Raw genomic sequence first — 23,815 nt, forward strand, 5'->3', positions numbered from 1 at the left:
GTCGGGCTATGCGAACATGCGGCTTCCGGCAGGGTCGGAGCCCGGTGACTGTCCGCCACGGGGTGCGCTGCTGGGTGGCGCCCCTTCGGTTGCCGGTGTCGGCGGCCGCCTGGGCCGCGAATCGAACCGAAACATGCGTGTCTGACACGTTTCTGCGTGTGCGAGGCCCCCACGAAAGCGCTCGGGCCCACTGGGCCGACGGTCCCCTGTGACGGGGTGGGGTCGGGGGCATCGCGGTCGGGGAGGTGACCGGGATCAACGTCGGGCCGCTGTCCGGCTCCGAGCGTCCCAGGTGCCTCGTCAGTAGGCTCGCAGGCGTTCTGTGCATCCCCTGACCGACCGCATCCGACTGGACGGACCGTGGATCTCTTCGAATACCAGGCGAAGAAGCTTTTCGCCGAACATGGCGTACCGGTACCCACCGGGAGGATTGCCACAACCCCTGAACAGGCACGTGAGATCGCGACCGAGCTTGGCGGCAAGGTGGTCGTCAAGGCTCAGGTCAAGGCCGGAGGCCGCGGCAAGGCCGGCGGTGTGAAGGTCGCCGACGGACCGGACGAGGCGTTCGCGAGGGCGTCGGACATCCTGGGGATGGACATCAAGGGCCACACGGTCCACTCCGTCCTCGTCGAGCAGGCGAGCAACATCGCGGAGGAGTACTACGCCTCCTTCCTGCTCGACCGCGCCAACCGGACCTTCCTGGCCATGGCCTCCCGTGAGGGCGGCATGGAGATCGAGGAGGTCGCCGCCACCAACCCCGGTGCCCTGGCGCGCATCCACATCGACCCGCTGACCGGCGTCGACGCGGCCAAGGCCCGCGAGATCGCGGTCGCGGCCAAGCTGCCGGAAGCGGCGCTCGACGGCGCCTCCACGCTGCTGGTGAAGCTGTGGGAGGTGTTCGTCAGGTCCGACGCCACGCTGGTCGAGGTGAACCCGCTGATCCTCACCGGTGACGGCCGGGTCATCGCGCTCGACGGCAAGGTCAGCCTGGACGAGAACGCGGACTTCCGGCACCCGGAGAACGCCGAGCTCGTCGACGTCGGCGCGGTCGACCCGCTGGAGCAGAAGGCGAAGGAGAAGGGCCTCAACTACGTCAAGCTCGAGGGCCAGGTCGGCATCATCGGCAACGGTGCGGGCCTCGTCATGTCGACGCTGGACGTCGTGACCTACGCCGGTGAGGAGTTCGGTGGCCAGCGGCCCGCGAACTTCCTCGACATCGGTGGTGGCGCCTCCGCCGAGGTCATGGCGAACGGTCTGTCGATCATTCTGAGTGACCCGTCCGTGAAGAGTGTCTTCGTCAACATCTTCGGCGGCATCACCGCGTGCGACGCCGTCGCGAACGGCATCGTCCAGGCTCTCTCCATCGTCGGGAACGTCACCACCCCGCTGGTGGTGCGCCTTGACGGCAACAACGCCGAGGAGGGCCGCCGGATCCTGAAGGAGGCCAACCTCGCGGTGGTCAAGCCGGTGGACACGATGGACGGCGCGGCGAAGCTCGCCGCCGAGCTCGCCGCGGCCGCGGCCTGACCTGGGTCGGAGGACACAACCGATGGCTATCTGGCTCGACGAGAACAGCCGCATCGTGGTGCAGGGCATCACCGGCGGCGAGGGCAGCAAGCACACCCGGCGGATGCTGGCGTCCGGCGCGAAGGTCGTCGCCGGCGTCAACGCGCGCAAGGTCGGCCAGCAGGTCGAAGGCGTCCCGGTCTTCGGGTCGGTCGCCGACGCGATGGCCGAGACCGGCGCCAACGTCTCCGTGATCTTCGTTCCGCCGAAGTTCACGAAGGACGCCGCGATCGAGGCCGTCGACGCCGCGATCCCGCTCGCCGTGGTGATCACCGAGGGCGTGCCGGTCCACGACACGACCGAGTTCTTTGCCTACTCCCAGTCAAAGGGCACGACTCGGATCATCGGCCCGAACTGCCCGGGTATCGCAAGTCCTGGGGTGTCGAACGCCGGCATCATCCCCGCCGACATCACCCCGGGTGGGCGGATCGGTCTGGTGAGCAAGAGTGGCACGCTCACCTACCAGATGATGTACGAACTTCGTGAGTTCGGGTTTAGCACGTGCGTCGGTATCGGTGGCGACCCTGTCATCGGGACGACACATATTGATGCCCTCGACGCCTTCGAGGCCGACCCCGCCACCGCGGCGATCGTCATGATTGGCGAGATCGGCGGAGATGCCGAGGAGCGCGCGGCGGCCCACATCGAGGCGCACGTGACGAAGCCCGTGGTCGGCTACGTCGCGGGTTTCACCGCCCCGGAGGGCAAGACGATGGGCCACGCCGGCGCCATCGTCTCCGGCTCCTCGGGCACTGCGCAGGCGAAGAAGGAGGCTCTGGAGAAGGCCGGCGTGCGCGTCGGCAAGACCCCGAGCGAAACCGCACGGCTGATGGCTGACATCATGCGGTCGCTGTAACACTGTTCGCGGGGGGTCTTCTTCTGCCACGAGGGAGGCCCCCGCGTCGGGCGGTCCAGGAGTTTTTGGGTCGCGGGGCGGGGGGCGCGGACGCGAACGCTTTCCGTCTTGCGGCCTTGCTGTAAGACTCCTGTTGCGGTCAGGATGGGTCGTGGGAAGATGGTCGGCCCACCTGACCGACCGACCAGACGAAGTGGGGATTCCTGTCGTGGTACAAATCGGTGGTCGTAGCGTCGCGACCAACGACGTCGGTGTGATCGGCGCCGGCGCCGCAACGTTCATCTTCAGTTTCCTGCCGTGGTTCTCCATTAGCACGGACTTCTTCGGCTCATCCGTTTCGAACAGCTTCAGCGGATGGAGCACCGATCCAGGAGGCTGGTTCTGGGGCTGGCTGGCGATCCTGCTGCTGATCGCGGTGGCGGGCCTCGTCGCGGCGCTGACGTTCGCGAACCTGCGTCTGCCCACGCTGCCCGTCCCGCTGACCGCGGTGCTGGCCGGTGCGTCCGGCCTGGCGGTACTCCTGATCATCATCCGGTGGATCGCCTACCCGTCCGTCCCGAGCAGCTACGACGGCGGGCCCTCCTTCGGCCTGTTCATCGTCCTCATCGCGGCCATCGTGCAGACGGTGTTCAACGTGCTGAACCTGCGCGCCGGGTCCGGTGCCGCCGGCAGCCCCCCTCCGTCCGGTGGTGGCTACCCGGGTCAGAACCAGCCGCCCTACGGCCAGCCGCCCGCCGGGTACGGGCAGCCGTACGGCCAGCAGCAGCCCGGCTACGGGCAGCCCCCGACGGGTGGCTACGGCCAGCAGCCCCCGCAGGGTTACGGCCAGCAGCCCCCGCAGGGCTACGGTCAGCCGCCCCAGGGCGGCTATGGCCAGCAGCAGCCTGGTTATGGTCAGCAGCAGCCCGGCTACGGGCAGCCCCCGACGGGTGGCTACGGCCAGCAGCCCCCGCAGGGTTACGGTCAGCCGCCCCAGGGTGGCTATGGCCAGCAGCAGCCCGGCTATGGTCAGCCGCCCTCCGACCGCTGAGCCGATCCGCCGGCCCCCACCACCCCCCGCGGTTCCGATGACCGAGGGCACCGGTGCGCGTTCCGGCAAGCAGTTCGGTCCTGGCCTGGCCAGGGCAGGAATCCTCGCTGGTGGTCTCCTGGTCGGCCTGTCGGTCTTCCTGCCCTGGTCCGTCCCGGTCGACAGCTCCTACCGGAGCTCCGCCGCCGGGTCGGATCTCGGCCCTGCGGCGATCTTGGCGATGGCCCTCGGTGTCGGGCTGACCTCCGTGGTCGTCCTGCCGGCGGCGTCGAGCCGGGTCCCCGTCCTGGGCCGGGCGGCCGCTCGCGGGCGGCTCCCGGTGCCGGCCGCCGGCACGGCCGCACTGGTGGCCGGCGTCGCGGTGCTGGCCGTCGTGGTCGTCTGGCTGACGATGCCCGCCTTTGTCGATCCGGTCCTGCCCGCCCGCTCCATGGCGGGCAGGACGCGGATGCCTGCCATCGCCGGTGCCGGGCTGTACGCGGCCCTGGCGGGCACCAGCGCCGAGTTGGCTGCCTGCGCCTGGGCCAGGCGGCGCTCGCAGCGGCCGTAGGCGCTTGGAACCGTAGGCGCTTGGAACCGTAGGCGTTTGGGGCCGTAGGCGTTTGGCGCGCGGCTGAGGGGCAGCCGCCGCACAGGCGGCGGCCGGGCGGCCGGTGAACACACCACCTGAGTGGGGGCACAGGGCCGGGAACCTTATCGGCCCGGCCTGCCGGCGTGGGGTTTTCTCCCTGTCCTGTTACCGACGTGAGTCGTTCTCAGTAATCCCGGCGTGTTGTCCCGGAAGTGGTCCTCCGTCCGTGCAAGCCTGCCGGCGTGGCTGCTTCCCTCCGAAACTCCGGTGTGCCGACCGGAGCTGCCCCGGGGGCGCGGCCCGGAAGCCATCTGACCGAGGAACAGGTCATGCCCGGCCCCCTGCCGGCGGCCTGGGCGCGCCACGGCCGCTCGGTGGTGAGCGCCGTGGCGACCAGCGCAGCCGGCCTCGTTCTCATCCAGTTCATCGTGCTCGTCGTGTGGGGGACGGACACCGGCTCGTCCGCCGGGCCGCAGGACGCCTCGCGAATCGGTGCGGACCTGTGGCTGCTCGCACACGGCGCCACCGTGCGCCTGCCGGGCGGACCGGTCGACCTGCTCCCCCTCGGCCTCGCACTCCTGCCGATCCTCGCGGCGACGACCGCCGGTCACCGGACGGCCACCGCCGGCCTCGAGCGACTCCCACCGGAGCGGGGTCCGCGGCCCCGGGGCCTCGGCCTTCGGCCGGCCCGCCCGCCGCGGGTCGAGACGCCGCCGCCGTGGGGTGCTGTGGCCCGCGACGTCGCTCTGGTGGCAGGCACCCAGACGGTCCTCGTCCTCGTGATCGCTCTGATCGTGTCGGCGCCGGCGGCTCGTCCGGACATCTTCTCGGTGCTCGTCGGAGCGCTGTCGTTCAGCCTGACGGGTGCGACGATCGGCGTGCTGTCCGGTTACGGGGCGCTGCGGGCGGCCTGGCGCTCGCTGCCAGGCTCCGTGCGGGTGCCCGTCGCGTCGGCACTGGCCGCGGTCACCTCGATGATCGCCGTGTCGGCGTTCGGAGTGGCGCTGGTCCTGGCCGCCACCCTTCCGGAGATCGCGGCGACGGACCGCGAGCTCGAGGCCGGCGTCGTCGGCGGGGTCGGCCTGGCGGCGGTCCAGCTCGCGATCCTGCCCAACCTCGTCCTGTGGTCGCTGGCCTACACCCTCGGCCCGGGGTTCGGGACCGGCGGCGGCTTCGTACGGCCCGACGAGGTACACGTGGCGCTGCTTCCCGACCTGCCGGTGTTCGCGGCGCTGCCGCCCGGCCCACTGCCCCGGGGCGGCTGGCTGGTGCTGGCCGTCGTGCCCGTCATCGCCGGGACCATGCTCGCGGTGTCGGTGCGGCGCGGAACACCGGGGGCCGGCCACCGGAGCCGGCTGGGCCGCATACTCGTCGCGGCGGGCGTCAGCGGGCTGCTGATGATGTTCGCCGCGGCGCTTTCCGCCGGCCGGGTGGGCGGCGAGTCGATGCGTTTCGGGCCGACGGCGTGGTCGGTGGGCCTGGCCGCGGCCGCGGAGCTCGCGGTGGTGGCCGTGCTCGTGTCCTGCGTGGCGGAACTGGCGGCGCGCCGCGCCGGTCAGCCGTTCGAGGTGGGATCGGTGCGGACGGCGTCGTTGAAACGGCGGCTGCAGTCGTCGAGCTCCTGGGCGGAGCGGGCACCGCGCCGGCACTCCTGATAGTCGTGCAGATCGTCGCCGTGCCGATCGTAGAAGACCCACATCCCGCTGGCGACGGTGAACGCGATCAGCAGCGACAGCGCGCCGAGGGCCAGCCCCACGGTTCCGGTGCCACCGCCCGCACCCGCGGCCTCCCCGCCCCTGCCGCCCCTGCCGCCCCGGCTGCTCCGGACGTCGTCACCCCGGCTGCGCCGGGCGTGGGCGCGTGCCCGCATGCCCGCCACGATCGCGGCGAGGCCGATCACCCCGCCGATGATGAAGACGCTCGTGACCAGGGCGAGCGCACCCAGCGCCAGGGCCAGCCGCCCCGTGCCGCGGCCGGGCGGCGGCAGCTGGCCGGGGTCGGTGCCGCGACGGGTGTAGCGGGCGAGGATGCCGTCCGGGAACGGCCTGCCGGGCGATGCCTCCCGCCGGCCCGGCCTGCCGGGCGGTGTCTCGTGGTGGCCCTGCCAGCCTGGCGCCGGGACGGATCCCGGCGGGCCGACGGGGTCGTGATCAGGCGGGTTGGACACCGATCTCTCCGTTTCCCCGCGGCGCAGCCGGCCTTCGGCGGTCCGGGGCTCGTCCCTGGACGACATCGTAGGAGTCGGACGGGCGTGGGCCGGCCCGGACCGGAATGTCGGCCCCATCCGGTAACTTCCGGCTCCTGTTGATCAGATCTGGGAGGTGGGATGCCACGCACCTCGAAGGCGCTGCGGGCCGAGTCGGCCCGGCTGCGCGGGCTCGGCTGGAGCTATCGGCGCATCGCCCTGGAGCTGCGCCGTGGCCACGGGCTCAACGCCCGCGTCGCGTACCGGCTGGCACACGGCTGGACCCAGGAGGACGTCGCCCGCCGGTGGAACGAGCGGTGGCCCGGTGCCGGCGCGGTGAAGACGGGAAAAGTGATCTCCTACTGGGAGGTCTGGCCGGCGCGGGGTGGCCGGGCGCCGTCCGCGCTGACGCTGACGCGGCTCGCGGAGCTCTACGACTGCCGGCCGGGCGATCTGCTGGACGGGCTGGACTTCGGCGAGGCGGGGGCCGTGGCCGACGCCGCTCCCGGGCGGACACCGCCGGCCACCGGCGTCGGCGGTGCCCTTCGCCGGTACCGTCGCGAGAACGGTGGCCTCCTCACGGATGGTGATGACGCGGTGGGTCCGGATGCGGCCGGCGCCGCCGGGGTGCGCAGCCGCCGTGCCTGTGACGGCCCCGGCCCCGACGTCGACTGGGTGCGGTCGCCGGCCGCGGTGATGGTGCACCAGGACGGTCCGGAGGCGGGCTGGGGCGGCGGCTGGGCTGCCTGAGGGCGCCTCCTCGGGTACGCGGCAGTGCACCCGTCGTTGGCGGCACGGCTGGTGTGCCGGGTGCGTTCCGTGCTGGTCCGGCGTGTCTGGGGCACCGAGAAAGTACATTCGGACCGTTGCCGCTCCGGGCCCGTGCTGGCGGGGGCGCGTACCCGGTAGGCCACCGCCGGTGGAGCCGGTCGTTTCATGATTCACGGAGGGTTGTGTGCCCGCACGTCTAGTGGTCCTTGCCTCGGGGGCGGGCACCACGCTGCAGGCGATCCTGGACGCGTGCGCGGACGAGGCGTTCGACGCGCGCGTGGTCGCGGTGGGTACGGACCGGGCGGGCACCCTCGCGCAGCGGCGTGCCGAGGCCGCCGGCGTGCCGGTGTTCACCGTGCGGCTGGAGGACTGTGCCGACCGGGCGGCGTTCAACGCGGCCACCGCCGAGCGGATCGCCGGCTTCGACCCGGATCTGCTGGTGCTCGCGGGCTACATGAAGATCCTCGGATCGCAGGTCATCGGTCGCTTCCCGACGGTGAACACCCATCCGTCCCTCCTCCCGGCCTTCCCGGGAGCGCACGCTGTGCGTGACGCGCTGGCCGCCGGAGTGCGGATCAGCGGGGTGACGGTGCACTGGGTGGACGAGGGCGTCGACACGGGGCCGGTGATCGAGCAGGCAGCTGTCCCGGTCGGCCCCGAGGACGACGAGGACAGTCTGCGGGCCCGGATCCAGGCCGTGGAGCGTGGCCTCTTCGTCGCAGCGATCGGCCGGTTCGTCCGCGGTGAGCTCTCATGGGAGGGCAGGCCGTCGGGAACCACCGCGTCGGGCGGTCCGGCCCCCGAGGTCGCAGCGGTGGAAGCTCATGCCAACGGAGGCATCGTGAACGGTTCAGGAGGGGTCATGTCGGGGGCGTCGACGACCGAGGTCGGGCAGGGCGGCACGGGCGGCGGAGCGGTTCCGGGTGGTGCGTCGCGGGTCGACGCCTCGGGTGAGCTGGTGGCCACCGGCCACCGCCGGCTGCGCCGCGCGCTGGTCAGCGTGTACGACAAGAGCGGGCTGGAGGAGCTTGCCGCGGCCTTCGTCGACGCCGGTGTCGAGGTGGTGTCCACCGGCTCGACGGCCGACAGCCTGGCCCGCCTCGGCGTGGCCGTCACACCGGTCAGCACCGTCACCGGGTTCCCGGAGGTACTCGGCGGCCGAGTGAAGACGCTGCATCCCCGCGTGCACGCCGGCCTGCTGGCCGACCTGCGCAACGCCGAGCACGCCGCCGTCCTGGCGGAGCTCGACATCGAGCCCTTCGATCTTCTTGTGGTCAACCTGTACCCGTTCCGGGAGACCGTCGCCTCCGGCGCGAGCGAGGACGAGGCGATCGAGCAGATCGACATCGGTGGGCCGGCCATGCTGAGGGCAGCCGCGAAGAACCACGCCTCCGTGGCGGTGGTCGTCTCTCCGGGTGACTACGGCGACCTCGCCGCCGCCGTCCGCGGATCCGGCTACGACCTGCCCACCCGGCGCCGGCTCGCGGCCCGCGCCTTCGCGCACACGGCGTCCTACGACGCGGCGGTGGCATCCTGGTTCGCCAGTGCGCTGGCACCTGACGAGACGGCGCAGGAGACCGGCTGGCCGGATGTGCTCGCGGCACAGTGGCACCGGACCAGCGTGCTGCGCTACGGCGAGAACCCGCACCAGCGGGCCGCGCTGTACGTCGGTGAGGACGGCGGCGGCGGGCTCGCCTCCGCGCGGCAGCTGCACGGAAAGCCCATGTCGTACAACAACTACACCGACACGGACGCCGCCTGGCGCTCGGTGTTCGACTTCGCCGACCCGGCTGTCGCGGTCATCAAGCACGCCAACCCCTGCGGCATCGCCGTCGCCGCGACCGCGGCCGAAGCGCACCGCAGGGCACACGCCTGCGACCCGGTGTCCGCCTTCGGCGGCGTCATCGCGGTGAACCGCCAGGTCAGCGTCGAGCTGGCCGAGCAGATCGCCGAGATCTTCACCGAGGTCGTCGTCGCGCCCGACTACGAGCCCGGCGCCGTGGAGATCCTCTCCCGCAAACCGTCGATCCGGCTCCTCGTCTGCGCGCCCCCGCTCCACCCACGGGGCGTGGAGCTGCGGCAGATCTCCGGTGGTCTGCTACTGCAGTCCCGCGACGCCCTCGACGCCGCGGGCGACGACCCGTCCGGGTGGACCCTGGAAGCAGGCTCTCCGGTGGACGAGGCCACTCTCGCCGACCTCGGCTTCGCCTGGCGCGCGGTGCGCTCGGTCAAGTCGAACGCCATCCTGCTCGCCTCGGCCGGAGCGACTGTCGGCGTCGGGATGGGCCAGGTCAACCGGGTCGACGCCGCCCGCCTGGCCGTCTCCCGCGCCGGTGACCGGGCGAAGGGCGCGGTGGCGTCCAGCGACGCGTTCTTCCCGTTCCCGGACGGCTTCCAGGTGCTTGCCGACGCCGGCGTGCGCGCGGTCGTCGAACCCGGTGGCTCGGTGCGCGACGAAAGCGTCATCGCTGCCGCCCGCGAGGCCGGAGTAAGCCTGTACTTCACCGGGGTGCGCCACTTCGCGCACTGACACCGGTACACCGAGACACCGAGACACCGGTACACCGAAACGCCGGTACACGGTGATACCGGGGCGGGGGCGGGACGTCCGCAGCGCGCGGTTCGTACCCGTCCGGAACCTGCCCCGCCTGGACCGGCCGTCGCCCGTTACTGCGGGCTACGGCGGGACCGTGGGCGCGGGAGGGGGCAGGCCGGGGATAAACCGGGCCGTAGTGCGGCCGGGGCGGCGGTCAGGAGGTCGAACCGACCTCGGCGGCAGCCGTCCCGCGCCGGGGCACGGCCGGGCTGCCGTTCGAGGACGCGCTGGTCGGTGCCGCCGGCGTCGTTCCGCCCGGCAGATCCGCAGTGGGCACGTACCGCTGCGCCACCCAGTCGAGCGCCTCTCGCCAGCTCGCCCCGTAAAGGACGGAGATGCGGTCCGCGGTCTGGCGCGCGAGCGCCTGCACGAAGACCCGGTCATCACTGTCGAGATGGCGGGCGTCCCCGAAGGTTTCCCACGCCCGGAACATCAGTTCCTGAAGCTTCTTGCTGTGCGGCGATTCGTCTGCCACGTCGAACTCCCTACCATTTGGGGACCGCGGCGGCAGTCTCCCCCAGCCGCGCACGACGTGTGCACTCGGGGGGGCTATGTCGTTGGTGGTGGGATGGCCCGGGATGGCCGCCCATAGTGCATGATGTGTGCTTCGGTAGGGCCTCGAATTCCCTGTGGGTGCTGAGGAGTGCCGTTGGCCAGCGGGTTCCGCGGCTCGAGGGCGAATCGGAGCGGCAGGCGCGACGAGTGTTCGTGTTGTGATGACGTTGGCGTCCGCAGACCCGGAGATACTCGGACGGGGTACCACGCTGGAGCCATCGCGGCACTGGTCGGTTCCGGTGATCCCGGGCCGGTTGCCCGGGAGGAACCGGCTGTTCGTCGGCTGCTCCCGGGGCTGATGGCCCGCCTTTCCGGCGCCGACCCGGGCTGGCTGTCACGGGGCGGCGCGCCGTCGGTCGGCGGAGTCGGTGGGGCGGGTGGCTGCCTGTCCGCGGCGGGTGGACGGCGCCTACTGTGTGGGCTCGGAGTGGCCGTTCCCCGCGACCCGCACCCGGCAGCGCGGCGCGGCGGGGGAACGGGCCGAGGAGGCGGGAGCAGGTGAGCGGCAGCGCGCCAGACGGGTGGAACGGACCGCCCGGGTGGGGCGACGAGGGAGCGGGGCGGGGCTCCGGGGCCTGGGGGCCACCGGTGGCACGGAACCACCAGGGCGCCGACGGTGGGCAGGACCTGCCGCGCCGCCGTTCCCGGGCACCGGGCGAGCGCCCGGGCGGCCGGCCGCCACCCGAAGCGCGGTCGCCGGGCACAGTATCGCCGGGCACAGCATCGCCGGGCACAGCATCACCGGGTGCGGCGCCGCCGGCTGGGCGGGTCCCGCCGGGGTGGCGTCCGGATCACCGCGAGGAGGCCCGACCGCCGGACAGGTGGGCTCGGGACACCCGGGCGCCGCAGGTGCGGGCCCCGGATGCGGGTGGGCCGGGCCCGTGGGCTCCGAACGGGCGGTCGGCCCACAGACGGCCACCGGGCGCCGCGTCACCGGAGACCGCCGCCCCGCCGACGGTGCGAGGGCCGGGCGGGCGTGGGAGTCATCCGCAGCACCCCGCCGTAGGCCAAGGTCAGGCGGCCGAGCAGCCTCGTCGGACGGGTCAGACGGGTCAGGCCGGGTCCGGGTCGGAGGGTGCGGGTGGGCCGGGGGCGATGCCCGGCGGGCGGTTCGGCCGGGTGCTCTTCGCGGGGGTGTTGGCCGGCGTCGGGCTGGGCTTCTTCTTCGTCTCCCAGGATCACTGGCGGCGAGGCATCCTCACCGTGGGTGGCGTGATGTTGGTGGGGGCCGTGCTGCGTCTGTGTCTTCCCACCCCGAAAGTCGGCATGCTGGCCGTCCGTGGCCGGCTGTTCGACACTGTCACCCTCGTCGTGCTGGGTACGGCTGTGATCGTCCTCACCCTGGCGGTTCCCCACGTCGGCGGGTGACCGGGTCCGGAGGCGGAAACCGGCTGCTGGGGTCGAGGTCCGGCCCGTTACCGGCTGTGTCGGCCGTCGGCGGGCGTCCGGGGGCCGGGCCCGGGCGACGTGGCGCGCGTCGCCGTCCCCTGCCGTCTGTCCGACTCGCGCGATAGCCTCGGCAGGTCATCGGACAACCGTGCCCAGATGAGCGGGGCGAACCGCGCCTATGGCGAACCGTCACGTAGCCCTGATACCCGGCGGCGGCACCCGGCCCGCATCGACCGGCCTCCCCCTCGGGGATGGCGAGGCCGCCGCCGATCCGATCGGACGAGGGCACGTCGGTCACCTGCGACCTTTTCGTCGGCGCGTACCGACCCCGCCGTGGGCACCGCCGAGATCGCCTTGGCGATCATCGCGATACTGGGGAGCTGATCAGTCCAATGCCGGGAAAAGTCACTGTCGTAGGGGCCGGTTTCTACGGTTCGACGACCGCGCAGCGACTGGCTGAGTACAACATCTTCGACACGGTCGTGCTGACGGACATCGTCGAGGGCAAGCCGCAGGGCCAGGCGCTCGACCTGAACCAGTCCCGGTCGATCGAGGGCTTCGAGACGAAGGTCGTCGGGACCAACGACTACGCCGACACCGCCGGTTCCGATGTCGTCGTCATCACGGCCGGCCTGCCCCGCAAGCCCGGGATGAGCCGCATGGACCTCATCGAGGTCAATGCCAAGATCGTTCGTCAGGTGTCGGAGAACATCGCGAAGACGTCGCCGGACGCGGTCGTCGTCGTGGTCTCCAACCCGCTCGACGAGATGACCGCGCTCGCCGCCAACGTCCTGGGCTTCCCGCGGTCGCGAGTGATCGGCCAGGCGGGCATGCTCGACACCGCCCGCTTCACCAACTTCGTGGCGGAGACGCTGAGCGTCCCGGTCGCGTCGGTGCGGACGCTGACGCTGGGGTCGCACGGCGACACGATGGTCCCCGTGCCCTCGCAGTGCACCGTCGACGGCAAGCCGCTGAGCGACCTGCTGCCGGCCGCGAAGATCGACGAGCTCGTGGACCGCACCCGCAACGGTGGCGCGGAGGTCGTCGCGCTGCTCAAGACCGGGTCGGCCTACTACGCCCCGTCCGCGGCCGCGGCGCGCATGGTCAAGGCCATCGCCGAGGACTCCGGCGTGCTGATGCCGGTCTGTGCCTGGGTGCAGGGTGAGTTCGGCATCTCGGACGTCTACCTCGGCGTGCCGGCGCAGATCGGTGCCGGTGGGGTGAAGAAGGTCGTCGAGATCGACCTGACCGACAGCGAGCTGGCCGCGCTGAAGACCGCGGCGGAGGCCGTGCGCGCCAAGCAGGCGGACGTCGCCAGCCTGTAGGCACGACCCCCGAACCACCGAAACCGCAGCACCGCAGCACCGCAGCACCGAAACACCGCACGATCACGTACGACCGCGTCGGCCCACAGCCCGCACCGCCCGCGTCTCGGGGCCTGTGGGCCGACGTCCGGGCGCAGGCAGCAGGCAGCAGGAGGTCAGTGCCGGCCGCGCAGGCCGCGTGCGGCGCGGCGGGCGGCGAGCCGTGCCAGCGACCCGGCGGGGATCGTCCCCTTGCCCAGCCCCAGCTCGACGAGGCTGTCGTAGAGCTCGGTCCGCCGGCTGGCCGAGCGCACCGCCGCGTCCATCAGTGGGCGGTGGCGGCCGGCGAGGTCGGCGAGCAGCGTGGTGTGTCTCAGATGCCGGCCGAGTTCCCGGCCCAGGGCGCGCCGGTAGGCCTGTCCCGCAGCCGGCCCGGGCGCGGTGACCGCCGCCTGGCCGGCGAGCGAGCCGGACAGCAGCGCGTAGTAGATCCCCTCACCGGTCAGCGGGTTGATGAGGGACGCGGCGTCGCCGGCGAGCAGCACCGGTCCGTCCGGCAGCCGGGGGCGGTGGGTGGACAGCGGCAGGTGATGCGCCCGCAGCGTGCCCTCGTAGGCCGGGGTGTCCGGGAGCATGCGGGCGAGCGTCCCGTGCAGGACGGCCTTCGGCGTGCCGTCGCTGTCGCGCAGCCGCGAGCGGAGCATGCCGTAGCCGATGTTGGCCCGGCCGTCACCGATCGGGAACGACCAGGCGTACGCCGGCCAGCCCTCGTCCGTCATGTCGATGAGCTGCTCGGGTGGCCGGTCGTCCTTGGGCGCGTCGGCGTAGGCGCGTACGGCGATGGCGAGCCCTTCTGGCGGGTTCGGCGCGATGCCGAGCGCCCGGCGCACGGCCGAGTGCGCGCCGTCGGCGCCGATCACGACGCGGGCACGCAGCGCGCCGCCGTCGACGGCGACGACCGGCTCCGCACCGTCACCGGTGACGATCTCCAGCGCCCGGACCCGCCGGCGGGCGAAGGCGGCGCCGCGGGCCCTGGCGGCGGCCATCAGCCGCGCGTCGAAGACCTCCCGGGGGATCACATGGGTGGCCCGTTCGGAGGGGGTCGCGACCTCGGCGCCGCCGGGGGTGCGCAGCCGCATCCGGTCCACCGGACGGTAGCCGCGGGTCACGTCGGTGACTCCGAGCGCGCGCAGGACGTCCACTCCGTGCGGGGCGATGCCGTCGCCGCAGGTCTTGTCGCGGGGAAACTCCGCGGCGTCGACGATCAGAACCCGGGCCTCGGGACGCAGCTGCAGCGCCCGCAGCGCGGCAGCACTGCCGGCAGGGCCACCGCCCACGACAAGCAGGTCCAGAGGGGGCTCGCCGCCCCCCGCTCCGGGCCTGGCGTGCGGGTGCGGGCTGGATACTGGGTCGGGCACGTCCGCAAGTGTCGCAGCCCGGCAGGAGACGCCGACCGGGCACCGGTTTCGTGCGGTACCCGGCCAGAACCGGCTCGGGTGCCGGAGCCGGCCCGGAGCCGGGCCAGTTCGTAGAGTGCCGGGCATGGACGCGCTCCGGCAGTTGGACCACTGGCCCGTCGGAACAGCCGCGGCCGTCGTGCTGCGGCACGGCGACGAGGGGGTCAGCCAGGTCGGCATCAGCGGCGATCCGGAGGTGCCGTTCCGGCTCGCCTCGGTCTCCAAGACGATGAGCGCCTATGCGCTGCTCGTCGCGGTGGAGGAGGGAGCCCTCGCCCTCGACGACCCGGCCGGGCCGGAGGGGTCGACTGTCGCGCACCTGCTGGCGCACGCGTCGGGCCTGGCGTTCGCCAGCAGCCGGGTGCTGGCCCGACCGGGCACCCGCCGGATCTACTCCAACGCCGGTTTCGACGAGCTCGGACGTCACCTCGAGCAGGTCACCGACATTCCGTTCGCGACCTACCTCGCCGAGGCCGTCTTCGTCCCGCTCGGCATGAAGGCGGCGGCCCTGACCGGCTCGCCGGCCTTCGGGGTGCTGGCGACGCTGGCGGACGTGACCGCGTTCGCGGCCGAACTGCTCGCGCCGACCCTGGTGTCGGCGGCGACGTTCGAACGGGCGACGTCGGTCGCCTTCCCGGGCCTGCACGGCATCCTGCCCGGCTTCGGAGCGCAGAACCCGAACGACTGGGGTCTCGGGTTCGAGATCCGCGGGCACAAGAGCCCGCACTGGACGGCTCCGGCCAACAGCCCGCGGACCTTCGGCCACTTCGGCCGGTCGGGGACCTTCCTGTGGGTCGACCCGGAGGCATCCGTGGCCTGCGTCGCGCTGACCGACCGGGACTTCGGCGAATGGGCCGCCGCGGCGTGGCCGGAGCTGTCCGCGGGGGTCCTCGCCGAGCTCGGCGTGGGTGCGGATTCCGGGGCCTGATCTACCCGCCCGGTCTGGCCGATCTGTCATCCCGTGGACACGGTCGGCAAGGCTGACCTGGTGCGATTCGTCCACGTCCGACAGCGGAGCGAGGTCATCTCTGGTCCCGAGGAGACAGCGTGGTCTCGTGGGCCATGATGGCGCCATGGTAGGTCGGCAGAGCTTGTCCCGTGCCACCTGGTCAGCCGCCGCACGGGCGGCCGGGAACGGCGCCAGGTGATGGACTCCGTGCGCTCCATCGGAGTGGCCATCGGAATCCCGGAGCCATTCCGCACAGAACTCCGGGACTGGCGCAGACGGGTGGGTGACCCCAACGCGGCACTCATCGTGCCGCACATCACATTGCTCGGCCCTACCGAAGTGCCGATCGCCCAGCTTCCGGCCATCGAACGTCACCTGGCCGAGGTCGCCGCCGGCGGCGAGCCGTTCGTCATCCACCTGCGCGGGTCCGGGACCTTCCGCCCGTTGTCGCCGGTGGTGTTCGTGACCCTCGCGATGGGAATCTCCTGCTGCGAGCTGTTGGAGAAGGCTGTCCGGTCCGGCCCGCTGGATCGCCCGACCCGGTTCTCGTACCACCCACATGTGACCGTCGCCCACGACATCGACGAGGAGTCGATGGATCGCGCCGCCGAGTTGCTGGCCAAATACCGTGCGCAGTTCGAGGTGACAGGTTTCGAGCTCTACGAACGCGGAGATGACTGCGCCTGGCGCCAGTTGCGTCGTTTTCCGTTTGCATGCGGGGGTGGCAGGCCGACGTGGCAGGACGACGGGATGCAGTGAAGTCAGGCGTGGCCTCGGTGGGCGATGCCGTCGGCGAGGTGCGCCGCCGACGCCCGCTGATCGACCACGCGATACGCGCCTACGGCCGCTACACGGGGGATGGCGGTGACCGTGTCGCCGCGTCCACGACGTACTTCGCTTTCCTTTCCTTCTTCCCGATCATGGCGCTGGTGTTCTCGATCACCGGTTTCGTGGTGGACGCCTATCCGGACGCCCAGGCAAAGATCGTGGAGAAGATCAACGACTATCTGCCCGGTCTCGCCGACCGCCTGGATGTCGCGAGCATCGGCAACGCGAAGGTCGGCGCCGGCCTGATCGGTCTGGCCGGTCTGCTGCTCGCCGGCCTCGCCTGGCTGTCCGCGCTGCGTGACAGCATCCGGATCATCTGGCACCAGAGCCTGGAGACCGGGAACTTCGTGCTGCGGCGACTCAAGGACGTCGCGATCCTCGCCGGCCTCGGGCTCGCCCTGCTCGCATCGCTGGTCGTGACCAGCCTCGCGACCTCGGCCACCGGCTGGTTTCTGCGCTGGATCGGGCTCGAGGGGAACACCGCCGCAGCCTGGGTCACCGGCGTTCTCGCGGTCGGACTCGCCCTGGTCCTCGACATGGTCGTGTTCGTCTACATCTTCTGGCGGCTGCCGGAGCACACGAACCGTCACCGGGTGCTGCGGGCGGCCCTGCTGGGCGCCCTCGGCGTCGAGCTGCTGAAGCTCCTCGGGACCTGGCTGGTCGGCCAGACGACGTCCAACCCGGTGTACGGGGCGTTCGCCGTCATCGTCGGGCTGCTCATCTGGATCAACATCATGATGCGGTGGATGCTGTTCGTCGCGGCCTGGGCCGTGACGGCGCCCTTCGACTCGGACGTCGACCCCTCCGGCACAGCCTCCACGGACAGCTCCCAGGACCCCCCCGTGGACGGACACGTACGCGTGCCGGCCACTGGCGACGGCCGACCGGCCACGTCCGTGGACGAGCGTGCAGCGGCGGCCCACGGTGGCACACCAGAGGCCCCGGGCCCAGGCCCCGACGGCACGCCCGCGGTGGGGCCGCCCGGCCGGACGGCTGGCCGCGGTCAGCCTGGCCGCGGTCAGGCTGACCGGCCGCCCACCGGCGGGACGGCCGGCCAGGTCGGGTCCTGGCGGCAGCGTTGGCTGCGCCGCCGGCAGGCTGCCCACCACCGCGATCGGACTCCTGCCGGGCGCTGACCTCGCGGAGGTACGGGGTGGCTACGGGGCGGGCGAGCGGACGGTTCCGTAGGGCGGAGTCTCGAGGTGCCGTCGATCCTCGCCCTCGCCCTCGGCCTCGTCCTGCTGCGGTACAGGACGTAGCGAGGGAAGCCCGACCAGGTGCCGGGGGCCGTCGGGCGGGCGGGGCGGGCTCTGGCGCGACCGGGTACGCGCCACTGTCTCGCCGGAGCCGGTCGAGGCGTCCGGCCGGACTCGCCAGGGCTGCCCTCCAGCCGCGTCGCGTGCCATCCGCTGCCGAGTCGCAACCCGACTCGTAACCCTGTCACCGTGCCGGACGCCGTAGTCGCGATCGTGGTCACGGGCGCTGCTGCGGCTGTGGTTGCTGCTGTGGCCGGGCTGACGGCGGTGGCCGGGAAGGTGGCCCGGCGGGGGTGCGGGCTCCCATGACGGGCCGGGGCCACGGCTCCGGCCGCGGGCTGGTCGGGCGGCGGTGCGGGTGGCGGTGCGGGTGGCGTGCCGGGCGCCCCGGCGGGGAGTGGGAGCTCGGCGGCGGGCGCGCCCGGCGAGGGTCAGCACGGTCGCGGCGATGGTGACGGCCAGGGCCAGCCAGGTCACCGTTCCGACACTGCCGGCCCGCGAGACCTCCGCCGGTCCGGTCTGGCCGTCACCGCGGTCACCGCTGTCGCTGGCGTCGGCAGGATCACCGGCGCTGCTGCCGCCCGCCGTCTCGGCAGCGCCCGCGGAACCCTCGCCGGCGTCGCCGGACAGACCCGGTTCGCCCGCCGCGGCCGCGGCGCCGCCGGGCTCGGCCGGGTCGGCCAGGCGGCCGATCGGCCGAACGTCCGCCGCATGGGCGAAGCCCCAGTCGAGCAGCGCCCGCGCATCCGCCGCATAGGCGGGGACCGTGCGCAGCAGAGAGACGATCAGGGTACGGCCGTTGCGGGTAGCCGCGCCGACGAACGTGGCGCCGGCCGCCACGGTGTAGCCGTTCTTGATCCCGATGGTGCCGTCATAGGTGCCCATCAGCGCGTTGTGGTTCGCGATCGCGAAACGCTCGCCGCCGCGTCCCGGCAGCGAGGCCCGCGGGATTGTCAGGTAGCCGCGCACGACCGGCTGGTTGAGCGCCGCGCGGCCGATCACCGCCAGGTCATGGGCTGTCGTGTGCTGGCCGGGGGAGTCCAACCCGGTCGGATCCCCGGCCACGGTGTCGCGGGCGCCGAGCTCGGCGGCCAGCCGGTTCATCCGGTCGAGGACGGCCCGGCGACCACCAGCGGCCTCCACCAGAGCCACCGTGGCGTCGTTCCCACTGGCGATGAGCATCGCCGTGGCCAGGTCACGCACGGTGTAGCGGACGCCGGGAACGAGCCCGACCCGGGTGCCGTCGACCCGCGCCGCCTCGTCGCTGATCGCCACCTGGCGGTCGGGAGGAAGGTTCGGCAGCACGACGAGCGCGGTGAGTATCTTCATCGTGCTGGCCGGCAGGTCCGGCAGCTCCGGGTTACGGGCGGCGAGGATCGCGCCGCTGGTGGCGTCCGCGACCAACCAGGCTTCGGCGGTGATGCCTGCCGGCGGCGACACGCCCGCCTCCGGCCCGCCGGAGGTGGCTGGCGCCCCTGCCGCGGGTGCCGGCGCTGTCACCGCGGCCGCGGCCGGTATCGGAGTCGCCGCCGGCCGAGCAGCAGGGGGCACCGCGGCCAGCGGCTCACCGGGGATCGCCCGGGCGGCCAGCGGCCAGGGCGGAAGAGGAGCACCCGGACCGGCCGCCGCCTGCCCGGTGCTCCTCGCCTGCCCGGTGCTCGCCTGGCCCTGGCCTGACGTCGCCGCGGCGGGTGGCGGGAAAACGGTGATCGCGATGAGAAGCGTGGCAACGACGCCCACCGTCGCGGCGACCGCCTGCCGGACGCGGTGCGGGGCAGGCTGGTGAGGGCAGGGGCGACGCGTGCGGCCGGCGTGCACCTACCGAACGTTACCGGTCGATCTTCGTCTGGTGAGTTTCTCGGCTCACGTGTCTCGGATACGTGTGCGGGTCGTGCGGATAGGCACCTTTCGTCCGCCCCGCGAACCAGTTCGCGTCGGAATGAAGAGATGGCCCCCTGTGGCACCCGCGTCCGCGGGTGTCGTCTCGGGTGGGGCACCGGTCCGCGGCGTGGGGTCGGTGCCGGGCGCGGTGCCCTGACCGGCGCGATCCCACGGCGCGAGTTCCGGCGCGGCAGGGGCGGCCGGAGCTGGCTCCGCGGGTGTCGGCGGGACGACGGTTGACGTTCCGGACGCTGACGATGCCGCCACGGCCGTGCGGGCCGGAAGCGCCGGGGACCCGTTCGGGGTTGCCACAAGGGGTTGCGCCACCGGCGCCACCGGTACAAGCGCCGAGCGGATCAGGTCCTCGATGTCACCACGCAGCGACTCCAGCTGATGCGACAGCTCGCCCCGCATGTACTGCCGGGTGGCCGTGTCGCTCTGCGCCAGGCGCAGCGCCGCGACCTCGCGGGTCAGGAACTCGGTGTCCTCCCGCATCCGGATCGCGGCGGCCCGGTCCTCGGCCAGCGACGCGCGGTCCCGGTCGTCCTGCCGGTTCTGGGCGAGCAGGATGAGCGGCGCCGCATAGGCCGCCTGGGTGGAAAAGGCCAGGTTCAACAGAATGAAGGGATAAGGGTCCCACCGCAGCAGCGGCATGGCCACGTTGAGCGCAATCCAGACGATCACCACACAGGTCTGAATGGCGAGGTACCGCCCGGTGCCGAGGAAACGGGCGATGGTCTCCGCTCCCCGGCTCAGAGATTCACGATCCACCCGGGCGGAGATCAGCGGGGAGCGTCCGGCGACCGGCACGTCGAGCCGGTCGGTGTGGGCCCCTCGTCGCACTGCGAGGCGGGTGGTGGTGTTCACGCTCATGGGAGACGTCCCCTCCGCGTTCGGGCTGCCGCACATGGGCAGGCCGAAACGCACTCCAGAGCAGGCCGCGAGGAGATGAACCCACGGCGGCCCGAACCGACACGTCGCTGATCGGCCGCACCTGCCGGAAAAACCCGGGTCTCACGAGGACCTGGGTGTCATGGACGCGGGCCGGACTGACTGGTCGTGCGGACCGCTTCAGAAAGCGGAGACGGCACCGACCACGCCGGCCGCCGGGCTGAACGTCAGCCGGCGTCCACCAGCAGGAAGCGGCTGTTACTGGAGCACCCGCCAGGACTCACAGCGGCCACCTCCTCTGGTCAGCCTCGCTAGAGGATGGGAATTCTCTTGTCAAGGATAACTGTCCCTCGCGGTTGTGCCGCTATGGGGTCCCCCGTGAGCTCTGTCGCCCTTATGTCGCCTGTCGGTGGCCGGTCACCCGCCAACATGCGGCCTCCGGGCCGGTGCGCAGTGTCCCGCTGCCCGGCAGCCACCGCCCGGCAGCTACTGGGCGCGCCCAGCCGCGTCCGCGGCCAGCAGGGCATCCACCAGCGTCGGTGGGTCGAGGTCGAAGGGCTCGTTGTGCGCCGTCTCGCCCTCGGCGAGCGCCCGTACCGCGATGCCGCGCAGCAGCTCGATCGGCGGATCAGCCAGTCCGACCTGCGCAAGGGTGCGAGGAAGCCCCAGCTGGGCGCTGAACGCGAGGACCTCGGCCAGTTCCTCCTCCGGCCGCCCCTCGACGACCAGCTGGACGAGCAGACCGAACGCGACCTTCTCGCCATGCAGGAAACGGTGCGTCTCGGCTGCCACCGTCAGCCCGTTGTGCACCGAATGGGCAACCGCGAGACCACCGGACTCGAAACCCAGGCCGGACAACAGCGTGTTCGCCTCCACGAGCCGCTCCACCGCCGGCGTCACCGCCCCGGCCCGCACGGCCCGGATCGCGGCCGGTGCGTCGTCGAACAGGATGCGCCGGCACAGCTCGGCGAGCGCACCCGCGGACGCTGTCTGCGCCCCGTGCAGCTGGTTCGCCCGCCGGGCCTCCCGGACGGTGCGCGCCTCATACCAGGTGGCGAGCGCGTCGCCGATGCCCGCGACCAGCAGCCGGGCCGGCGCGGCCGCGATCGCGGCCGTGTCGACCAGCACCAGATCAGGATTGCGTGGATAGAACAGATAGCGCTCGAACGCCCCGTCCGGGGAGTACACGACGGACAACGCGCTGCAGGGCGCGTCGCTGGACGCCGTCGTCGGGCAGGTCACCACCGGCACATCCAGCGCTGCCGCCGCGGCCCGGGCGGTGTCGAGGACCTTGCCGCCCCCGGCGCCGACGATCACCGTCGCCTCCGGGTCGCGTGCCGCGGAGAGGACCCGGTCGATCTCCTGGTCGCTGCACTCGCCGCCGAACACGTGCACCGTGTAAGGGATCCCGGCGCCATCCAGGCTCGTTCGCCAGGCGTCCTCCAACAGCCGCAGCGGCGCCCTGCTGGTGACGATCACCGCCGGGCCGGTGAGCCCGAGGCGGGCCATCTCCGGCCCGAGGGCGGCGGTGGCGTCCCGCCCCTGGACATAGCGACCTGGCGACCCGAACACGGCGAGCATGGACGGACACGCTAGCCGGCCCCGCGGCTCTTCCGCAGGGAGATGCCCTGCGACCCGTGGTCCTCCGGACGGCACGGTCTCCTGACGGAGATCTCGCCGGCGGGCCGGTGAGCATTCACGCCGAACCGTTCGATTGCATCGAGAATCGCATCCTGCGTGGCGGAACTTCCGGTATGGCCCGCCTCGTCGATCACCTTCAGCTCCGCGTCGGGCCATGCCTTCGCCAGTTCCCAGGCGGTCCTGAGTGGACTGGCGAGGTCGAGCCTGCCGTGGATCAGTACTGCCGGGATGCCGGCCAGTCGGTGTGCGTCGCGAAGCAGCTGGCCGTCCTGGAGCCAGGCATTGTTCGCGAAGTAGTGCGCGCAGATGCGGACGAAGGCCATACGCGCATCGGCGGAACGCCTCCCAGGGAGCCGGCACGAGGCGGCCGACCCCGTGGTAGAGCCAGTCGATTTCTTCGGGCCTGGTCATGGTGACGCCGACGAGGACGATCTCCGAGACCCTTTCGGGATACCGCTCGGCATAGGCGAGGATCAGCGTCGAGCCCCACGAGCCGCCGTGAGCAGCCCCTGCGTGTGGGGCTCGATGGGCGAGAACGACTGTTTCATCCAGGGGGTCCGTCCTGGCTCTGGGCGGGGCGGCATGCTCAGCCGGCGACGAGGGCCGTCATGGCGAAGCCCAGCACCGTCACCGCGATGACCGCGCGGATGGGCACCTGCGCCCGTTCCACCACAGCCCGCCGCTCCGAGAGCGCGGACAGCGGCCCGGCGATCATCGCCAGCAGTATCCCCGCCCACACCAGTGCGGACAGGTCGGCCGTGGCCGGGTCGAGTCCGATCGCGAGGATGGTGGCAGCCAGCCCGGCGGCGAACAGCACCTGGGGGAGCAGCAGGATCGACATCCGCGGCAGCGCGGCCTTCGCGGTGGCCCCGGACTCGGGGCGCCCGGACAGCATGACCCGGATGAACGCAAGCGCGTACAGAGGCGCGTTGAACAGCGTGCTCGCGATCGTCCGCTGTGCCCCGCGCAGGCCGGCGTAGGCGGCGACGAGCAGCATCGAGCTGAGAAGGTACGGCAGGGCGTGCAGGACGTAGCCGGTCAGCGAGACCCCGGAGGCGATCTCCAGCCCGCCCAGCGCGCTCATCGGCGGCCCGAGCAGGAACATCATCTGTACGCACGCCACCAGGTAGCCGATGCCGGTGTGCAGGTAGTGTGCCCGTTGCCAACCGGTCAGCCCCTGCTTGCGCAGCGGGTTGTCGAACAGCAGGAGGCGCAGCCCGTCCATTGCCCAGCGGCTGCGTTGTTTGGCGTACTCCGCCGCCGTGGCCGGTGCGATGCCCACGGACACCGCCTCCGGGTGGTAGACGCTGCGCCATCCGCGCGCGTGCAGCTCGTACGACGTGTGCAGGTCCTCGACGATGTTCCACTCGCTGAAGCCACCGGCGGACTCCAGCGCCGTGCGTCGGTACAGGGTGCCGTTCCCGCAGGACGACGCCGCGCCGTCCCGGTCCTTCGCCGGCTGCACGGCCCGGTACAGCATCGGCTCGGCGTTGTTGAGCACGTCGTAGCGGCCGAGGTCGAAGCGCTGTTCGGTGCAGACGAACCCGACCTCCGGATCCCGCAGGTAGCCCAGGACCCGCTCGGCCAGGTCGGGGACCGCGACGTGGTCGGCGTCCAGCGTCATGATCGCTTCTGCGTCGGTGCGCGCGAGAGCGTGGTTGAGATTGGCGGCCTTGCCCTTCGCACCGACGGTTCGGGTGAAACAGGTCAGGCCGAGCCGGGCGGCGAGGGCATCGATGTCGCGCCAGTTCTCCCGACGGGCGATCCGGCCGTCATTGAGGACGTAGGTACGGTGCGGATAGTCGATGGCCAGCGCCGCCCGCAGCGTCGCCTCGACGATCTCCACGGGTTCGCCGCAGACGGTGACGAAGACGTCGAGGGTGCCGGCGGGTGCCGGCGGGCGCCGGACGTGGCCGGGCCGCACCCGGCACATCATCACCGCCGTCCACACGATCGCGAGGTAGCTGACAACCTCCGCCGTGTAGAACAGGCGGCCGGCCACCCCGGTCCCGTCCAGCGTCCCGGCGCGCCAGACGAGGTACACCACACCGATCACCACGACCGCGACGGCCATGACGGGCCCGGCGGC

General features: G+C 72.4%; 19 protein-coding genes and 1 pseudogene. 12 read left to right on the forward strand and 8 right to left on the reverse strand.

All coding sequences use genetic code 11. The annotated features are described in order from the left end of the window. The first annotated feature begins 360 nt into the window (after positions 1-360). The 5 genes from sucC to B207_RS0123035 all read left to right on the forward strand — a co-directional run bounded on the left by sucC (position 361) and on the right by B207_RS0123035 (position 5,678). The gene (sucC, locus tag B207_RS0123015) at positions 361-1,527 is read left to right on the forward strand and encodes an ADP-forming succinate--CoA ligase subunit beta (RefSeq protein ID WP_018638960.1); all 1,167 of its coding nucleotides are present in this window, start codon (positions 361-363) and stop codon (positions 1,525-1,527) included. Between the two features lie 22 nt (positions 1,528-1,549). Continuing rightward, positions 1,550-2,422: a succinate--CoA ligase subunit alpha gene (gene sucD / locus B207_RS0123020; RefSeq protein ID WP_018638961.1), complete on the forward strand. Its 873-nt coding sequence runs from the start codon at positions 1,550-1,552 to the stop codon at positions 2,420-2,422. A gap of 208 nt (positions 2,423-2,630) precedes the next feature. Then, entirely contained in the window at positions 2,631-3,452 is an 822-nt protein-coding gene (locus B207_RS0123025) for a DUF5336 domain-containing protein (RefSeq protein ID WP_154675560.1), read from the forward strand. A gap of 37 nt (positions 3,453-3,489) precedes the next feature. Next, on the forward strand, positions 3,490-4,002 hold the full coding sequence (locus B207_RS35095; protein WP_018638963.1) for a hypothetical protein: 513 nt from the start codon (positions 3,490-3,492) through the stop codon (positions 4,000-4,002). 350 nt (positions 4,003-4,352) lie between these two features. Then, on the forward strand, positions 4,353-5,678 hold the full coding sequence (locus tag B207_RS0123035; RefSeq protein ID WP_018638964.1) for a cell division protein PerM: 1,326 nt from the start codon (positions 4,353-4,355) through the stop codon (positions 5,676-5,678). Here B207_RS0123035 and B207_RS0123040 read toward each other — a convergent pair. Next, on the reverse strand, positions 5,579-6,190 hold the full coding sequence (locus tag B207_RS0123040; protein ID WP_018638965.1) for a hypothetical protein: 612 nt from the start codon (positions 6,188-6,190) through the stop codon (positions 5,579-5,581). The two genes, B207_RS0123035 and B207_RS0123040, sit on opposite strands and share 100 nt — an antisense overlap. A 159-nt stretch (positions 6,191-6,349) precedes the next feature. Between B207_RS0123040 and B207_RS0123045 the strand changes: the two genes are divergently transcribed. Both B207_RS0123045 and purH read left to right on the forward strand, forming a co-directional pair. Next, on the forward strand, positions 6,350-6,958 hold the full coding sequence (locus B207_RS0123045; RefSeq protein ID WP_018638966.1) for a helix-turn-helix transcriptional regulator: 609 nt from the start codon (positions 6,350-6,352) through the stop codon (positions 6,956-6,958). Positions 6,959-7,163: 205 nt separating this feature from the next. Next, positions 7,164-9,509 carry a bifunctional phosphoribosylaminoimidazolecarboxamide formyltransferase/IMP cyclohydrolase gene (gene purH, locus B207_RS0123055; RefSeq protein WP_084692276.1) on the forward strand — a complete coding sequence of 782 codons (2,346 nt, stop codon included), beginning with the start codon at positions 7,164-7,166 and terminating at the stop codon, positions 9,507-9,509. 220 nt (positions 9,510-9,729) lie between these two features. Here the strand turns inward: purH and B207_RS0123060 are convergent, their stop codons facing one another. Continuing rightward, entirely contained in the window at positions 9,730-10,050 is a 321-nt protein-coding gene (locus B207_RS0123060; protein WP_018638967.1) for a hypothetical protein, read from the reverse strand. 1,175 nt (positions 10,051-11,225) lie between these two features. Between B207_RS0123060 and B207_RS35105 the strand changes: the two genes are divergently transcribed. Both B207_RS35105 and mdh read left to right on the forward strand, forming a co-directional pair. After that, positions 11,226-11,498 carry a DUF3017 domain-containing protein gene (locus B207_RS35105; protein ID WP_018638968.1) on the forward strand — a complete coding sequence of 91 codons (273 nt, stop codon included), beginning with the start codon at positions 11,226-11,228 and terminating at the stop codon, positions 11,496-11,498. Positions 11,499-11,911: 413 nt separating this feature from the next. Beyond that, on the forward strand, positions 11,912-12,844 hold the full coding sequence (gene mdh / locus B207_RS0123070) for a malate dehydrogenase (protein WP_018638969.1): 933 nt from the start codon (positions 11,912-11,914) through the stop codon (positions 12,842-12,844). Between the two features lie 155 nt (positions 12,845-12,999). Here mdh and B207_RS0123075 read toward each other — a convergent pair whose 3' ends face one another. Continuing rightward, on the reverse strand, positions 13,000-14,241 hold the full coding sequence (locus B207_RS0123075; RefSeq protein WP_407671453.1) for an NAD(P)/FAD-dependent oxidoreductase: 1,242 nt from the start codon (positions 14,239-14,241) through the stop codon (positions 13,000-13,002). Positions 14,242-14,365: 124 nt separating this feature from the next. Here B207_RS0123075 and B207_RS0123080 point away from each other — a divergent pair, with 124 nt between their 5' ends. From B207_RS0123080 to B207_RS35110, 3 genes are all read left to right on the forward strand, one after another. Next, positions 14,366-15,208 (forward strand): serine hydrolase domain-containing protein, encoded by an 843-nt coding sequence (locus B207_RS0123080; protein WP_018638971.1) that lies wholly within the window; start codon positions 14,366-14,368, stop codon positions 15,206-15,208. A gap of 219 nt (positions 15,209-15,427) precedes the next feature. Further along, the gene (locus tag B207_RS0123085; protein ID WP_018638972.1) at positions 15,428-15,988 is read left to right on the forward strand and encodes a 2'-5' RNA ligase family protein; all 561 of its coding nucleotides are present in this window, start codon (positions 15,428-15,430) and stop codon (positions 15,986-15,988) included. Next, positions 15,985-17,193 (forward strand): YihY/virulence factor BrkB family protein, encoded by a 1,209-nt coding sequence (locus B207_RS35110; protein WP_326828841.1) that lies wholly within the window; start codon positions 15,985-15,987, stop codon positions 17,191-17,193. Before B207_RS0123085 ends, B207_RS35110 begins: the two co-directional genes overlap by 4 nt. A 21-nt stretch (positions 17,194-17,214) precedes the next feature. Here B207_RS35110 and B207_RS0123095 read toward each other — a convergent pair whose 3' ends face one another. The 5 genes and pseudogenes from B207_RS0123095 to B207_RS0123115 form a co-directional block, all read right to left on the reverse strand. Further along, entirely contained in the window at positions 17,215-19,053 is a 1,839-nt protein-coding gene (locus B207_RS0123095) for a D-alanyl-D-alanine carboxypeptidase family protein (protein ID WP_018638974.1), read from the reverse strand. A 123-nt stretch (positions 19,054-19,176) separates the two neighbouring features. Next, positions 19,177-20,067 carry a DUF1003 domain-containing protein gene (locus tag B207_RS0123100; protein ID WP_018638975.1) on the reverse strand — a complete coding sequence of 297 codons (891 nt, stop codon included), beginning with the start codon at positions 20,065-20,067 and terminating at the stop codon, positions 19,177-19,179. 504 nt (positions 20,068-20,571) lie between these two features. Continuing rightward, positions 20,572-21,666, reverse strand: coding sequence for a glycerol dehydrogenase (locus tag B207_RS0123105; protein WP_018638976.1), 1,095 nt, complete (start codon positions 21,664-21,666; stop codon positions 20,572-20,574). A 119-nt stretch (positions 21,667-21,785) separates the two neighbouring features. Next, positions 21,786-22,227 (reverse strand): annotated as a pseudogene (locus B207_RS42995) (alpha/beta fold hydrolase); the annotation flags it as partial. 85 nt (positions 22,228-22,312) lie between these two features. Then, positions 22,313-23,815 (reverse strand): glycosyltransferase (locus tag B207_RS0123115; protein ID WP_026311357.1); only part of this gene is annotated, 1,503 nt, incomplete at its 5' end.

The sequence above is a fragment of the Parafrankia elaeagni genome (assembly GCF_000374165.1).
GTDB classification, from domain to species: domain Bacteria; phylum Actinomycetota; class Actinomycetes; order Frankiales; family Frankiaceae; genus Parafrankia; species Parafrankia elaeagni.

Excerpts from the sequence above, each read along its gene's own strand:
- sucD (WP_018638961.1), top strand. The coding sequence starts at position 1,550 with ATGGCTATCTGGCTCGACGAGAACAGCCGCATCGTGGTGCAGGGCATC.
- B207_RS35095 (WP_018638963.1), top strand. The coding sequence starts at position 3,490 with ATGACCGAGGGCACCGGTGCGCGTTCCGGCAAGCAGTTCGGTCCTGGC.
- B207_RS0123035 (WP_018638964.1), top strand. The coding sequence starts at position 4,353 with ATGCCCGGCCCCCTGCCGGCGGCCTGGGCGCGCCACGGCCGCTCGGTG.
- B207_RS0123045 (WP_018638966.1), top strand. The coding sequence starts at position 6,350 with ATGCCACGCACCTCGAAGGCGCTGCGGGCCGAGTCGGCCCGGCTGCGC.
- B207_RS35105 (WP_018638968.1), top strand. The coding sequence starts at position 11,226 with ATGCCCGGCGGGCGGTTCGGCCGGGTGCTCTTCGCGGGGGTGTTGGCC.
- mdh (WP_018638969.1), top strand. The coding sequence starts at position 11,912 with ATGCCGGGAAAAGTCACTGTCGTAGGGGCCGGTTTCTACGGTTCGACG.
- B207_RS0123080 (WP_018638971.1), top strand. The coding sequence starts at position 14,366 with ATGGACGCGCTCCGGCAGTTGGACCACTGGCCCGTCGGAACAGCCGCG.
- B207_RS0123085 (WP_018638972.1), top strand. The coding sequence starts at position 15,428 with ATGGACTCCGTGCGCTCCATCGGAGTGGCCATCGGAATCCCGGAGCCA.
- B207_RS0123100 (WP_018638975.1), bottom strand. The coding sequence starts at position 20,067 with ATGAGCGTGAACACCACCACCCGCCTCGCAGTGCGACGAGGGGCCCAC.
- B207_RS0123105 (WP_018638976.1), bottom strand. The coding sequence starts at position 21,666 with ATGCTCGCCGTGTTCGGGTCGCCAGGTCGCTATGTCCAGGGGCGGGAC.